Below are 14,346 nucleotides of genomic sequence, written 5' to 3'. Positions count from 1 at the left end.
ATGAGACCATGGGAAAACGGTATGCCATGGTGATTGACCTGCGCAAGTGTGTAGGCTGTCACGCGTGCACAGTGGCCTGCAAAAGTGAGAACAATGTGCCGCTGGGTGTCAATAGGTCTTGGGTCGAGGAGTTAGAGACGGGGAAATTTCCGAATGTTTCCCGCCATCGGTTGCCTCGCCTTTGCAATCACTGCGAGAATCCATCCTGCCTCAATGTTTGTCCCGTTAAGGCCACCTACCAACTTGAAGACGGAACAGTGCTTGTCGATTATGATCGTTGTATCGGGTGTGGGTATTGTATTGCGGCGTGCCCATATGATGCTCGGTTTATTAATCCAGAGCGTAAAACGGCTGAAAAATGTACCTACTGTCATGAGCGAGTAGAGGTGGGCCTTCTGCCGGCTTGTGTTAACACGTGCATTGGGGGCGCTCGTTTCTTTGGGGACTTAAATGATCCTAATAGTGAAGTGTCTAAATTACTCGCCACACAGGCTGTGACGGTGAGCAAGCCAGAAACGAATAATCGTCCGCAAACCTACTACATTGGAGCGGATGAAAAGTCATTGCGTCCAAATCTGCTAAAAATCGTCGGGGGTGAGAATTGATGCTGACTGTTCATTTCTTTGACGTGCCCCATGAAATCTACTGGGGATTACTCATTGCTTTGTATTTCTACTACACTGGGATGAGCGCAGGCTCTTTCATATTAACAAGTTTGGGGACGGTTTTCGGGATTGAAAAGTATAAAAAGGTGTCCAAAGTTGGGGTTATCATGGCGATTGTCTTGCTGCTCTTTGCTCCCCTGCACCTTCTCTTTGACCTATCTCAGCCGGGGAGGTTCATCAATCTTTTCACACATGTTCATCTCACGTCGGCGATGTCTTGGGGAGTTTATCTTCTCATTCTTTATCCGGTTTGCCTCATGATTTATGCTTGGTTTCTTTTCCGTCAGGACTTCGTGAAGGGTTTAAACCAAGGCGGCTTTAAAGCATCCCTCTACCGCTTTTTGCTCTTTGGTAAAACGGATATGTCCGAAGCGTCTAAAGAAAATGACAAAAAACAAGCTAAGTTTTTCGGAACTCTTGGGGTTCCACTTGCTTTGGCAGTTCACGGGTATACGGGATTTATTTTAGGCAATGTGCAAGCTCGCGCCATTTGGCATACGCCGCTCATGCCGATTATTTTCCTGATGTCGGCCATGGTTTCAGGCACAGGATTGTTTATCATTGTTGTGATGCTTGTGGAGAAGTTTAAATTTGGCCGTTTAAACGATGATATAAAATCTTTAATTGCGGACATTGCCAATCTCATGAAATGGTTCATTTTGGTTGATGGTAGCCTCATGATTATTTACTTTATTGTTCTCTGGTATTCCTCCGAATCTGGGTATGCTGCCGGGTATTTCCTCTTGCATAGCGAAGGATGGAGTTTCTTAGGCCTAGAAAACGTTCTCGGGATGCTTGTTCCTTTCTTAATTCTACTCTCTAAAAAAGCCCGCCAAAGTCTCCCGGCGGTGGTGACTGCTTCTCTTCTCACGATTATCGGAGTGCTGGCCATGCGGATAAACCTCGTGATCGGTGGTCAAAAATTACCACTTACGGGAAGCAAAATTGTCGAGTATGTTGCTTCTGGGCGAGATATTGGAATTGTGATAGGTATAGCAGTGGCGGCTACGGCGGTATTGACGTTCTTCTATACGGTTCTGCCCATGAATCGCCCTGGCGCACAGGAAATCAAATCCACTCCAACCACGAAGGGGGTTGCACAATAAGATGGAAACAACACGTAGAAAGTTTCTCCAGGGTGCTGCTGCTTTTGGCGTAACGATGGCTGTTGCACCTATGGTGTTCGCGGATACTATGCCCAAAGGGATTCCAAGCTGGAAAAATGGTTCTCCGGCCGAAGATGCACTCGATACTGACCCCAGCGTAAGCTTTGTCTATTCGACCTGCTTAGGATGTCGCAGCGACTGTAGTTTAAGAGGCAAAATTAAAGACGGCGTGGTTATTAAGTTAGATGGCAATCCCTATAGCCAGATGTCAACGGATACTCCTCTTAAATATGATACTGATCCGAAAGAAGCCCGCAAGTCAGCAGGGAGACTTTGCCCTCGTGGGCAAGCCGGTTTGCAACTACTTTATGATCCACTAAGGGTTCAACAACCTTTAAAACGAGCAGGCAAACGGGGAGAGAATAAGTGGCAGGCGATTAGTTGGGATCAAGCGTATAAGGAAATTATTGAAGGCGGGAACCTTTTTGGAGAAGGGAATGTCGAGGGACTTAAAGCCGTTAACGATTTAAATACCCCGATCGATCCGGAAGCTCCGGAGCTGGGTCCCAAAGCGAATCAATTTGTCTTCTTAGCAGGACGGATTGAGAATAGTCGTTCTGAGCTTGTAAAACGTTTTGTGAATAATTCTTTCGGCTCGATTAACTGGTTCGAACACACGACGGTTTGTGAACAGAGCCATCATATTGCTACTTCCTTTACCTTTGCGGGCAAGGGGCATCTGAAGCCTGATTTTGAAAACTCCAAGCTCATACTCAATTTCGGAGCCAACTATGGGGAAGCAAATTTCCCGATGAACGGGTTAAGCCGTAAATTAGCTAATTTCAAACTAAATAAGGGTAAGTTGATTACGGTGGACCCGCGTTTTTCCGTGAGTGCCTCTAAATCCGATGAATGGGTTCCTGTCCTACCCGGAACGGATGCTGCTCTAGCCCTAGGAATAATCCAATGGATTATCGATAACAAACGCTATGATCAATCGTTCTTAGAAGCGCCTTCTAAAGATGCCGCTGCAAAAAAAGGAGAATCGAGCTGGTCGGACGCCACCTATTTGGTGCGCAAGGATAATGGAAAATATTTGCGTGGAGATGAAGCGGGGCTTGGAGGAACTAAAGATGACTACGTCGTTTTAGTCGCCGGAGTCGCGACGTTAGCAGGGAAAGCCGATGCCGGAGACTTGCTCGGAGAAGCGACGATTAATGGAATAGCCTGTAAAACGTCCTTCCAGCTTTTAACGGAAGGTGCCAAGGAAAAAAGTCTTGACGACTATGCAAAGATTTGTGGGGTCCCCAAAGAACAAATTGTTCGGGTTGCCGATCAATTCTCATCTTACGGGAAGCTTGCTGTGGCAGATTTTTATCGAGGCCCAGTACAGCACACGAACGGATTTCAAGCAGGTCGAGCTGTGTGTATCTTGAACCTCTTAGTAGGTAATGTTGACCATCGTGGCGGGTATCAAGCGGGTGGAACCACCCTGAGTTATATGGGAGATAAGAACGGAAAATACCAAGTGGCTAAACTTCATGCGGGTGCGATTAAGCCAAAGGGAATTCGGATTTCGCGGGAACAGGCAAACTATGAAGATTCCACCGAATTCAAGAAAAATGGCTATCCTGCCAAACGCCCTTGGTTTCCCTTAACCAAGGATGTTTACCAAGAGGTTGTGGCAGGAGTGATCGATGGGTATCCTTATCCCGCGAAGATACTTTGGTTGCACATGGGAACACCCGCTTATGCTATACCTGGGATGAAAGACCGAGTAATTGCCGGTTTTAAGGATACCAAGAAAATACCACTCTTCATTTCAACGGATATTGTCATTGGAGATACTTCTATGTATGCTGATTATATCCTGCCCGAGGTCACTTATATGGAACAATGGAATGCTTTAGGGGCCCCACCGACGATTTTGGGGTTAGTGGCTGACGTTCGTCAACCCATGACGCATGTTTTGCCCCAAACAAAGTCACTGGAAAACATCTGCATTGACCTAGCTAAGAGAATGAACCTTTCCGGGTTTGGAGATAATGGTTTTGGGGCGGGGATGCCGCTCAATAAGGAAGAAGATTGGTATTTGAAATTGGTAGCTAACTTTGCGAGCCAATATGGAAAAATACCAGGTGTTACTGAAGAATCTCAAGTTAAATATATCCTTGATCGGGGCGGAGTTTTTGATGCAGGTGGGGCCTATGAGGGACTCATGATGAAAAGTAAAGTAGCTAGCCTATGTACTATTTACGCCGAAAAAGTAGCGACGACCAAAGATTCCATGACGGGTAAAACCTTCGATGGCATTCCCGCATACTATCCGGTGAGGGATGCTAAGGACCAAGAAATTAAGGATGACGGGTACCCCTTTATTGCCACCACTTACAAACAAGCGTTCCAAACGCATAGTAGAACCATTTCAGCACCCTGGCTAACGGAGATTCAACCTGAGAACTTTGTGGAGATGAATAATGAAGATGGGCAAAAACTCGGGCTAAACGATGGCGACTTAGTTAAAGTGAGTGGACCTAGTAATAAAGATGGAGTTAAAGGGAAAGTCCGCTTGCGCCCGGGTGTGCGACCAGGGGTAGTAATCGCTAGCGTTGGCTATGGCCACTGGAACTATGGCGCGGCTGATGCTGTCATTGACGGTAAAAATGTTCCAGGAGATTCGAAGCGCGGCAAAGGGGTAAACATTAACTATGCTATGCGAGTTGACGATTCGATCGGAAATGTCTGCCTCGAAGATAAGATTGGTGGAAGCTGTTCTTTTTATGACTCCCGTGTGAAAGTTGAAAAAGTCTAAGAAGGTGAATCAATGGCTCAGACGACGGATTTTCTGAACGAGTCGGCAACACGTGCAGTGCTATACAATTTATTTGCAGGAGCCTTAGCTCGCAAAGTCGATGATTCGTGGTTAAATCCAAGTTTTCGTGAGAAACTTCAAATGGGGCTACCCGACGTTTCAGGCAAGGATCAACTCTTAAAAGCCTTAAAAAGAGCAGAAACGGATCCCGGATACTTTGAAGAACTTCAACTTGACTATGATGCGTTGTTAAATGTGCCGGGATCAAAGCTCACGTTTCCCTATGAGTCATGCTATACCCATCGCAATATTGATGGCACGTATGGGCGGCTGTGGCAAGAACCAGCTCAGGATATGCATCGTATTTTAAAGGAATGGGAGATTGTCTTTGCCGAGGGCTGGGATCTCATTCCGGATCATATCGCCCTCGAGCTCTTCTTTATGGCCGAGCTTTGTCGCCGTACCAGTCTAGCACAAGAGGTTGAGGATAAGAAACGGCTGCAAGAATGGCAAGTAGAGTTTTTTCAGGCTCATCTCAATTCGTGGATTTTTGAGTTCGTGAATGTATTAGAGATGAAAGCGGATACTGATTTCTATCAAGGCATGGCACATTTGTTACGGGCCTTTTTAGAAGAGGAAAAAGAAGGATTAACAGATAATTTGGAGCGAACTGAATAATATAAGCGTTACTACCCCTCGATGTAAATCGGGGGGTAGTTTGCACGCTAGGGAGTTCTATTCATTTCTTTTCTTTTCCCAGCTTCTCCTGAAGATCGTAGAGTATCATCGTGTCCGCATGGTATAGGTAGAATAAAAGAAATCCTAATTTATGCGGTGACAATGTCCAGCTTAAAGAGGTAGAATAAAGGCTAAGATAAGAAAGAACTAGGTTGTTGAAAATGGAGGAGATTATGGGAATTATACTTACCATTATCGGAATTAACGTGGTCTATGTATCCTTGTATACCCTACGCATGATTTTTGTCATTAAAGGCCAGAGAGTTTTGGCAGCGCTTCTTTCTATGGGTGAAATTTTTGTTTACATGACAGGGTTAGGGCTGGTTCTGAAAAACTTGGACAATCCCTGGAATTTAGCAGCTTACTGTATCGGTTTTGGATTAGGAGTGTATATCGGCAGCCGAATTGAGGAGTATATAGCTTTAGGATATGTGACGGTTCAAGTGACTGTAGATTGTGTGGAAATAGAATTGCCCTCAAAGTTACGGGAATGTGGATACGGTGTCACTTCCTGGTTAGCCGATGGTAAGGATGGGCATCGGTTGATGATGCAGGTTTTGGCGAAGAGAAGTAATGAACGTAAGTTGATAGAGATTCTCGATAAGTTCTGTCCCAAGGCGTTTGTAATTTCGTTTGAACCGAAAAACTTCAAAGGTGGATTTTGGATTAAACGAATGCCCAAGTCGTTTTGAAGGAAAGTGTGGATTTGAATTAAGCAAAATAATATATTATAATATTATTAATTGAATGCTTCATGGGCAGAGTATAATAAAAATAGAATTTGAGGGATTTATATGGAAGAACAGATCATATCCATGAAGAGTGACTTTTTTAAAGCTTTAGCTCATCCTACTCGGGTACGTATTCTTGAACGATTAGCGAAGAATAACGAGGAAGTGTGCGTTTGTGAGCTAATCGAGGATTTGGGAGTTGAACAGTCAAATTTATCTCAACACTTGAGTATTTTGCGCAAACAACAAATTATTACATCGACTAAAGTGGGCTTAAGGGTAATGTACCGTATCAAATACCCAGAAGTATTAACCATCCTAGAGAATGTCCAGAAGATTCTTGCTCAGCAATTTAGAGAAGGGGAAGCTATGATGAGGCATCTTGCTGAACGTTAGGATGGTAGCAAGAAAAAGGGGTTGAGACTGTTGGAAATTAAAATTTTAGGTTCCGGGTGTTCAAATTGTGCGAAATTAGAAAAAGTAACTAAAGAGGGTATTGCTCAGCTGGGGATTGAAGCCCAAGTTGAAAAGGTCGAAGACATGCAAAAGATTATGTCTTACGGGGTCATGAGTACGCCTGCACTCGTGATTAACGGGGTGGTTAAGCTGGTTGGGAAAGTGCCGAATAAGGTGCGCATGATTGAGATCCTAGAAAAGGAACTAAAAGCGTAAATTTAAACGTCCCGCCTACTGTAAGTTTCAGTGTGGCGGGACTTTTTCACATTTAAAAAAATTAAGTCCATTATACTATCCTATTGGCCCTTTTCTGCGTCTAAGAGGTGTCAACCAAAATACAGGAATGCAAGGAGGTTTATAAATGTTTAATGCAGAGAAAAAACAAAAAGCAATTGAGGCTTTAGCTGATATGTGTTTTCACTGTGGGGACAAACACAGCGATGAGTGCCCACTCGCCAAAGCAGTCGCAGCGGCCAAGCAGATCCCAACTCAAGACTAAATCATAAGCCTAATAATTAGGTTGGTAGGGTAATTCAAGTAACAAGAAATACTTGTATATAGAAAATCCGGGGGATATCCTCGGATTTTTTTACCCTTTTTATTGTGGAAAAATGTAGGACCCGCTGGTAGGCCTTTGACCAAGGAGGTAATAACTCTTTCGCTTATTACCAACAAAAACCATTGACGTAATATGAATTAAAGCATAGAATCTAAATGAGAATAGTTATCATAATCATTAGATTTCAAGGAGGTGAAAATGATGCGAGGATTTAAAACCACATTACTTATTTTAACGATACTGGTAATCACGTTTAGTCCTGTTAAAGTGTGGGCCTCAACTCAGGCATCAGATAACATGGCCAAGGCGGAACTCTATATCGATCAAGCCTTAACGGAGACCAATCAAGGACATTTATCAGAAGCAAAACAAAACTATCAAAAATTTCGCGATAAGTGGGGAGAAATTGAAGATGGCGTAAAACAGGAATCTAGAGATGCGTATAAAGATATTGAATCCAATTTGGGTCAAGTGGATTATGCTTTTATCCAAACTAAACAAGAGAACATAACCCAGGCTTTACAAGGGCTTAAAAACGTGAATCAGAAATTTATTCGAGGAGAGTTTCCCAAGGGTCAACAGTTCAAACAAGAAACTATTTCACTGAGTGATTTCATCATTCTATTGCAACAAGCTAAGATCAAAGCCCAAGATCATCAACAGCAACCAGCGCTGGGCGAGATTTCAAAAGTACGGGAATCCTGGTTAAGCGTGGAAGGAGTTGTAGTTGCTCAATCTGCAGCCGTTTATAGCAATTCAGAAAGAGACATGGTCACTGTAAATGCGATGCTTTCTGCGAATCCACCCAATTATCAAGGCGCGATTCAATTGCTGGATCAGATGATTAATTACTTGAGCCCACTGGCGAGTAAATCTGGGTATACGTTTTGGGATGCCGCTATGATCCTAATACGTGAAGGCCTTGAAGCACTCTTAGTGATTGCTGCTTTACTGGCCTTTGTCAAGAAGTCCGGTCGAACCAAAGGCAATGGATGGATTTGGCTAGGGGTTGTAGGAGGTCTGCTTCTCAGCGTTATTGTCGCGATCATTGTAAAGTATGTATTCTCTTCCGGCGCATTCGGTAATAACAATGCCCTGATCAATGGATGGACCGGTATATTTGCAGCTGTTATGCTCTTATACATGAGTTATTGGCTGCATAGTCAATCCAATGTTGCTGATTGGCAAAAGTATATCCGCAGTAAAAGTGAATCTGCTTTGGATACCGGGCGGATGGTTTCTTTGGGGGTTCTCTCTTTTCTAGCTGTCTTCAGGGAAGGAACGGAAACAGTCTTGTTCTTTATCGGTATGGTCAATCAAATTAGTATGCAAGCACTTGTGCTTGGCTTAATCGTCGGATTTGGCTTACTTGGCGCGCTGGCTTATTTAATGATTCGCTTAGGATTGAAACTTCCCATCCGTCCCTTTTTCATGGTTTCTAGTGTGATCGTCTTTTACTTATGTATTAAGTTTACCGGAATGGGGATTCATGGTTTGCAATTGGCTGGTACACTACCATCCACAACTGCTTCGAGTATACCCAATATCGATTTTCTAGCTCTTTATCCATCATGGCAGAGCGCTCTTCCCCAGATTGTTTTAGTGATTAGTGCGCTATCCGTCATTCTTTGGAAACGGATAAATGCCAAATAATACTTGCCAAAAGAATCGTATGAAATACGTTAAGAAGATTAAAGTTAATATTTAGGAGGCTAGTTCAATGAAATTATCTCGTATAATTCTTGCTTCAACTCTCGTAATCAGCTTAGTGGTTATCGCCGGATGCGGCGCAACCAAGACGGGTCAAACAACATCCCAAGACACATCCAAACAAGGGATATCTACTCAAACACCTTCAGCCATCAAAACAGGCGTGACAAAGATGCTTAGCATCACAGCAGATTTGAAAACGGCTATTGACGCGGGGGATGAAGCGAAAGTTAAGGTAACTGGGCCTCAGTTAGAAGATGCTTGGAAACCCTTTGAGGATGACGCAAAACAGAAATACCCCGATCTTTATAAAAAGATTGAAGAATCTCTTGATCCAACGATTGCAGGCTCGAAGGTAAGCCCTCTGGACAAACAAACTCTTGGAAAATTGAATGGGGATTTAACCCAAGAATTAAATGAATTAGCAGCAAAGGAGAAATAATGATTTACTGAATTGATTTACCGAATTTAGAGCAATGTAAAAAGCCTCGGCGTGCCGGGGCTTTTCTGCAACTAATAACAATCTATTCTGTGACAACAGGTATCAAAAACGATGTTACATATATGTAAAGCATTAGGAAGAACTACTCCGATCGCAGTAGAAAATGCTTTTCTTTGACTCAAGCTATGAGTCAATACCTAACAAGCGTTTGCGACTGGGGGTCTTTTTAAAAGATATGTGGAATAAATTATCTTCATACAATAATTAAATATTGCAGAGAACAAATGGGGAGGGATATGCTTGAACGGAGTTTTGCTACCAGGCGATTTCGTACGGGAGTCACTGGAATTACACCTCTTCTTTGGGCGGATTATGAAAGAACATTCGATATTTCTAGAGGCTGGGTTTGTCGGCAAGGATGCATCGTATGCTCAGCAAGCAGATCTGTTTAAATCCCAATTTACCGAAGTATTAAAAGAGGCTATAATCCTGGCTAACGGCGTTGTGAGTAGAGAAGCATTTAATTCGGGAGAATGGATAACGGATAAGACTCTTCGGGCAGAACAAATTACTCAAGAACTTTCCGGTATTCCTATCGAATCGGTTATGACTACGGAAGTAAATAGACTGACCCCTGATGCGGGAGTAAATCAGATACAACTGGAGGCCCAAGTCAGTGTCTTAAATCAAAAAGCTATTGGTCTGACCAATGCTATAATTCACTTTAAGACCAACATACTGGAAGGAATGCTCCAATGTAGATTGTTCACGTTTAATTTTCCTCTTTTATTAATTCATATCCGGAGAGAAGCGGTTTTTTACATGAAACATTTAGAACGTTTGCAAAGGCATTTGGTTATTGATTTCGTAAGCGAAGCTATTGAAGAGGAAAGGTTTTGGAATAGGCAAATGGCGGAGCACGCTCAGTTTATTAGCCATCTACTGGATCCTACGGAATCCGGTCTAATTGTTAAGGCCAATGATTTTGCCAGACGATTTGATAAACTTGAGCAAAAAGTACCGGAAGGAGTACAAAATAATACAAATATTGGCCAGTTAACACGGGAAGCTATCACGGTAACCCGATCCCTCAGGGACTTTAAAGCAGCAGGCACAGAAGGGTTACTAACATGTAAAATAAAATCTATAATTATTCCACTGTTGGCAGACCATGTATTAAGAGAAGCCAATCATTACTTGAGAATTTTAATTAGGTCAAAACGAGATTTGCAGCTATATGAAGTAACACAGTAGTTCCCTCATTATGATACGAGGAAAGGCTGGAATGTCTGCAACTGTTGAAGTTCCTTTAAAATAGCACGAGCTCGTTAAATTTTAAACAGGAACCAACGACATGTATTCAATTCATACTTCAGCTCGAACAGTTTGAGTATTCCGTTAATCTCGCTTTGGCAGCGGAATAGAATCATTCTATTTCCAGCTAGTTTTTCCTCTGTTTTAAAAAGGATTTTATCAATTCGAATGACAACAGATTCCCCTTCGAAAGTAACCATATATTTGACAGGACGTGGAGTACCATCTTGAGAAAAACGGGCGACCATTTCAATGGGTTTCATAAGCACTTTCATTCAAGTATCCTCCTCAAAGCAGACTGGACAAGAGCACTCATCAGATATTCCTCATCTGCAACGGTTCCTCCAGTATGGCACATATGACCTCTAGAAGACTACTTTATCAGAACTTATGTTCTATGTAAAGAGTATATATGTTTTTATACTTTATTATACCAAATAAGGTGCTAAGCACACGGGTATCAAAATACTCGTAAATACGACATATAAGCTCAATATTTAGCGAAATAGGAATAGAAAAAGTTAATGTATCCATATTGACTTATTATGGACACAGTGTTAATCTTCAGTTGTGAGGAGTTATAATCAGTTTTGGCAAAAAACTCACAGAGTAGCAGACTAGTATACATAGGGGTCCAATGAACTAAAATGATTTTAGGAGGTTGAGCTATGTTTAAAAAGATATTGGTGCCAACGGATGCCTCGGAGTATTCATGTCGGGCGTTGAAAACTGCTTTGGAACTAGCACGGGTATTTCACGCAGAAATTGAACTTCTGTTTGTTATGTCCCCCCCGGAAGCATATTGGGACCCTTATGTAGCTCGTAGCTTTGTAGTTCCGACGCAAGAAATTGAACGAGGAGGAGAGCTTGCGTTAGAGGCCACACTTGAAGGGATCGATGTGGGGGATGTCCTCTTGATGAAGAAGAAACTATCGGGACACCCGGCGACCATAATTATTGAAGAAGTTAAAAAAGAGAACATAGATTTAGTCGTAATGGGGAGCCATGGGCACGGGCCGATTGCAGGCTCTATATTGGGCAGTATCAGTCAGCGCGTCCTCCAACGAGCGGAGTGTCCTGTTTTTATTGTAAAATAAAGAACTTTACTGAACGCGCTGAAAAGGCTGTTGACATTTAAACTTGTCAACAGCCTTTTGCTAAGTTTTCTATGAAAGGAAGAAATACTTGCGTAGAAGGGGATGCGAATTAAATGATTACCCCGGGAATTACCGCAGGAGTGTAGATTCGTTGGGCGAGCTCGCTATCGATCATAAAGAGGCCTGCCCCGTCTCCTTTTATAAGTTTAAGTTTGTTCAGAACACGACCCATGTTTTCCTCTTCTTCCGCCTGTTCCGTAATATACCATTGAAGAAAAATCTCGGTTGTATGATCTTGGATTTCCCGGGCAATGTTCATGAGAGAATAAATGGACTGGGTAACAAATTGCTCGTGTTTTAAAGCTAGTTCGAAGACTTCCTGCGGACTGGAAAATTCGCTTTGGGGTTTTTGGATTTCGGCAAAAGTTACCTTACCGCCGATTTTATTGAGATAATTAAAGAAGCCTAAGGCGTGATCCCGTTCCTCTTGAACCTGAACTCGAAAATAATTGGCAAACCCATCTAGGTTGAGGGATGAGAAATACGCTTGCATGGCAAGATAAAAATAGGCTGAGAAGAGTTCTTTATTTACTTGATCATTGACAGCTTGAATCATTTTCTCGTTTTGCATTTTAAATCCACCTTCTTTTTTTTAGGATGAGCATTTGAGTGTCTAACTATGTATTCTACATCATTTAAGAAGTTCCTTCTGAAAAAATAACTACGGGAAAATAATTATAATAATTATCATAGAAGTTAAAACTTGAATGAAAATGGGAAAAGAATACTTTCCCAAGGAGGATTAAAATATTACGCGTAGAATGTATTAGTGTGTCTTAGGAAGGAATCTGGGATTCTTAAAATGGTTTAGGAGGGTTTTTATGTTTAAAAAAATATTGGTGCCAACAGATGCGTCGGAGTATTCGCGTCGTGCGTTAAAAACTGCTTTGGAACTGGCCCGGACATTTCACGCGGAAGTGGAGCTTCTCTTCGTTACGTATATCCCGGAGGCGTATTGGGGTTATGCTGCAGCTTCTAGTTTTGTAGTCCCTCCAGAACAAATCGAACAAGGAGGGGAGCTTGCATTAGAAGCTTCACTTGAGGGAATGGATGTAACTGATGTCCCTTTGAAGAAGAAAAAAATGCAAGGACACCCTGCAAGCATGATTTTAGAAGAAACTGTAAAAGAAAATATTGACTTGGTCATCATGGGAAGTCATGGCTACGGACCAATTGCTGGATCTGTGCTAGGTAGTGTCAGTCAGCGCGTCCTCCAACGAGCAGAGTGTCCTGTTCTGATCGTAAAATAGAGGAGAGCTTACACTACTAATCTATACTAACGCAAAAGCTGTTGACGTTTAATGGGTCAACAGCTTTTTTTAGTAAAGTAGCAGTTTTCAATTGGGAATAACTTTAGAATGGAAGTCCCAGGCGCCGAATAAGTGCAAATCCTGCTCGTTTAACGAGAGGAAGAACTAGTTTGCGTGCCAGGGGAGCGCCAATACGTTGAGCGAGGGGAATCCCCACTTTACGTGCTAGAGGAGGTCCAAAACGCTGAGCAAGGGGATAGCCCACATTACGGGCCAAGTGAGGGCCAAATTGTTTGATGAGCGAGGGACCATATTGTTTTATAAGAACTCCGGCTTGCTGTTGCCAGAGGTTAGAAGACCCGGTCGTAACGGAAGAGGGAAGATTCTGAGGAGAAGATGGAATGGGCTTCTGAATAGGAGTAACAGATTGGACCGGTGATTTTGTTATAGGCGGAGTTATGGGTTGAACTATGGGCTGGGTCATCGTTTGAGTCATGGGTTGGGAAGCTGGGGAAGGAATTGGTGGTTGAACAGGGTTAGCTCCTTGGCGCTGAATCGGGGAAACCCTGTTCGGTTGTGTTGGGTAATAATAACTCCGCTGCCCTTTTAACGATGTCATGGGCAAGCCCCCTTATATAAAATGTAGAATCATCTGATTCATACTACACGGTATGCAATAATTGGATTAATGTTCTAATTGAGGAAAAAATATATAGATTTGTAAATCTGCCAAAAGGGTTAGAAATCAAAGCTAAATAGCACTATATAAAAGAGCAAGGGGTTCCATTACGGGACCCCTTGCTCTTTTTATGTTCCAATTCACTATTCGGCAAGAGCAATTGCCTCAATTTCCACAATAGCGTCCTTTGGCAAACGCGCGACTTGTACAGCAGAACGGGCTGGTGGGTTACTGGGGAAGTAGGTGGCGTAAACAGCATTCATCGCAGCAAAGTCATTCATGTCCCGCAGGAAAACGACAGTTTTAACGATTTTATCCATGCTGGCGCCTTCGGATTCTAGAATCGCTTTGACATTATCTAAGGATTGCTTGGTTGCGCCCTCAATATCAGCCACCAATTCTCCACTTTGCGGATTTAGAGGAAGTTGTCCAGATGTAAAAATTAGATTTCCTACCTTAACTCCTTGGGAATAAGGGCCAATGGCCGCAGGTGCGTTTTGAGTATTTACGATTTGTTTATTCATGGGATCGACCTCCTTGAGATTTTCATGCAATTTCTGTGCCATCTATGCTATGGCAAGACTAGTATCAGTATAACTGATGTCGCGGGAATAACCAAGCAGGGAAGTGGAATTTTTCGGGACTGAGGTGGACAAAGTACCGTGATCAGGCGAAATTGGAAATTTTCTTATGAAATAGGAGGAATTTATTTTATCCTGTCGAAATT

17 protein-coding genes are annotated in these 14,346 nt (G+C 42.8%); 13 read left to right on the top strand and 4 right to left on the bottom strand.

Annotated elements, in window-relative coordinates; translation table 11 throughout:
- Window positions 1-8 precede the first annotated feature (8 nt).
- From dsrO to DSOL_RS04350, 11 genes are all read left to right on the top strand, one after another.
- Complete coding sequence (dsrO, locus tag DSOL_RS04395) at window positions 9-605, top strand: sulfate reduction electron transfer complex DsrMKJOP subunit DsrO (protein WP_075363670.1); 597 nt, start codon at window positions 9-11, stop codon at window positions 603-605.
- Entirely contained in the window at window positions 605-1,771 is a 1,167-nt protein-coding gene (nrfD, locus tag DSOL_RS04390; protein ID WP_075363669.1) for an NrfD/PsrC family molybdoenzyme membrane anchor subunit, read from the top strand. The genes dsrO and nrfD overlap by 1 nt, the downstream gene beginning before the upstream one ends.
- A gap of 1 nt (window position 1,772) precedes the next feature.
- Window positions 1,773-4,583, top strand: coding sequence for a molybdopterin-dependent oxidoreductase (locus DSOL_RS04385; protein ID WP_075363668.1), 2,811 nt, complete (start codon window positions 1,773-1,775; stop codon window positions 4,581-4,583).
- Window positions 4,584-4,595: 12 nt separating this feature from the next.
- Window positions 4,596-5,261 carry a TorD/DmsD family molecular chaperone gene (locus DSOL_RS04380; protein WP_075363667.1) on the top strand — a complete coding sequence of 222 codons (666 nt, stop codon included), beginning with the start codon at window positions 4,596-4,598 and terminating at the stop codon, window positions 5,259-5,261.
- A gap of 221 nt (window positions 5,262-5,482) precedes the next feature.
- The gene (locus DSOL_RS04375) at window positions 5,483-6,013 is read left to right on the top strand and encodes a DUF2179 domain-containing protein (RefSeq protein ID WP_207649599.1); all 531 of its coding nucleotides are present in this window, start codon (window positions 5,483-5,485) and stop codon (window positions 6,011-6,013) included.
- Window positions 6,014-6,115: 102 nt separating this feature from the next.
- The gene (locus DSOL_RS04370; RefSeq protein WP_075363665.1) at window positions 6,116-6,448 is read left to right on the top strand and encodes an ArsR/SmtB family transcription factor; all 333 of its coding nucleotides are present in this window, start codon (window positions 6,116-6,118) and stop codon (window positions 6,446-6,448) included.
- A gap of 30 nt (window positions 6,449-6,478) precedes the next feature.
- Window positions 6,479-6,724: a thioredoxin family protein gene (locus tag DSOL_RS04365; RefSeq protein ID WP_075363664.1), complete on the top strand. Its 246-nt coding sequence runs from the start codon at window positions 6,479-6,481 to the stop codon at window positions 6,722-6,724.
- A gap of 145 nt (window positions 6,725-6,869) precedes the next feature.
- Window positions 6,870-7,007 carry a hypothetical protein gene (locus DSOL_RS27830; protein ID WP_170871440.1) on the top strand — a complete coding sequence of 46 codons (138 nt, stop codon included), beginning with the start codon at window positions 6,870-6,872 and terminating at the stop codon, window positions 7,005-7,007.
- Between the two features lie 258 nt (window positions 7,008-7,265).
- Window positions 7,266-8,720 (top strand): FTR1 family iron permease, encoded by a 1,455-nt coding sequence (locus DSOL_RS04360; protein WP_075363663.1) that lies wholly within the window; start codon window positions 7,266-7,268, stop codon window positions 8,718-8,720.
- A 67-nt stretch (window positions 8,721-8,787) separates the two neighbouring features.
- Complete coding sequence (locus DSOL_RS04355) at window positions 8,788-9,219, top strand: hypothetical protein (protein WP_075363662.1); 432 nt, start codon at window positions 8,788-8,790, stop codon at window positions 9,217-9,219.
- A gap of 300 nt (window positions 9,220-9,519) precedes the next feature.
- Window positions 9,520-10,473 (top strand): DUF2935 domain-containing protein, encoded by a 954-nt coding sequence (locus DSOL_RS04350; protein ID WP_075363661.1) that lies wholly within the window; start codon window positions 9,520-9,522, stop codon window positions 10,471-10,473.
- A gap of 74 nt (window positions 10,474-10,547) precedes the next feature.
- Here the strand turns inward: DSOL_RS04350 and DSOL_RS04345 are convergent, their stop codons facing one another.
- The gene (locus DSOL_RS04345; protein ID WP_075363660.1) at window positions 10,548-10,808 is read right to left on the bottom strand and encodes a hypothetical protein; all 261 of its coding nucleotides are present in this window, start codon (window positions 10,806-10,808) and stop codon (window positions 10,548-10,550) included.
- Between the two features lie 393 nt (window positions 10,809-11,201).
- On the opposite strand from DSOL_RS04345, the gene DSOL_RS04340 reads away from it, so the two are divergent.
- Window positions 11,202-11,630, top strand: coding sequence for a universal stress protein (locus DSOL_RS04340; protein ID WP_075363659.1), 429 nt, complete (start codon window positions 11,202-11,204; stop codon window positions 11,628-11,630).
- Between the two features lie 109 nt (window positions 11,631-11,739).
- Here the strand turns inward: DSOL_RS04340 and DSOL_RS04335 are convergent, their stop codons facing one another.
- Window positions 11,740-12,261 carry a ferritin gene (locus tag DSOL_RS04335; protein ID WP_075363658.1) on the bottom strand — a complete coding sequence of 174 codons (522 nt, stop codon included), beginning with the start codon at window positions 12,259-12,261 and terminating at the stop codon, window positions 11,740-11,742.
- Window positions 12,262-12,511: 250 nt separating this feature from the next.
- Between DSOL_RS04335 and DSOL_RS04330 the strand changes: the two genes are divergently transcribed.
- On the top strand, window positions 12,512-12,940 hold the full coding sequence (locus DSOL_RS04330; RefSeq protein ID WP_075363657.1) for a universal stress protein: 429 nt from the start codon (window positions 12,512-12,514) through the stop codon (window positions 12,938-12,940).
- 103 nt (window positions 12,941-13,043) lie between these two features.
- On the opposite strand, the gene DSOL_RS04325 is transcribed toward DSOL_RS04330, so the two are convergent.
- Complete coding sequence (locus DSOL_RS04325; protein WP_075363656.1) at window positions 13,044-13,559, bottom strand: hypothetical protein; 516 nt, start codon at window positions 13,557-13,559, stop codon at window positions 13,044-13,046.
- Between the two features lie 203 nt (window positions 13,560-13,762).
- Window positions 13,763-14,143, bottom strand: a complete 381-nt coding sequence (locus DSOL_RS04320) for a RidA family protein (RefSeq protein WP_075363655.1) — start codon at window positions 14,141-14,143, stop codon at window positions 13,763-13,765.
- Between the last annotated feature and the right edge of the window lie 203 nt (window positions 14,144-14,346).

The sequence above is a fragment of the Desulfosporosinus metallidurans genome (genome assembly GCF_001936615.1).
Lineage (GTDB): Bacteria > Bacillota > Desulfitobacteriia > Desulfitobacteriales > Desulfitobacteriaceae > Desulfosporosinus > Desulfosporosinus metallidurans.
The sequence above is the reverse complement of the archived record's forward strand: the minus strand, read 5'-3'. Positions and strand labels throughout refer to the sequence as shown.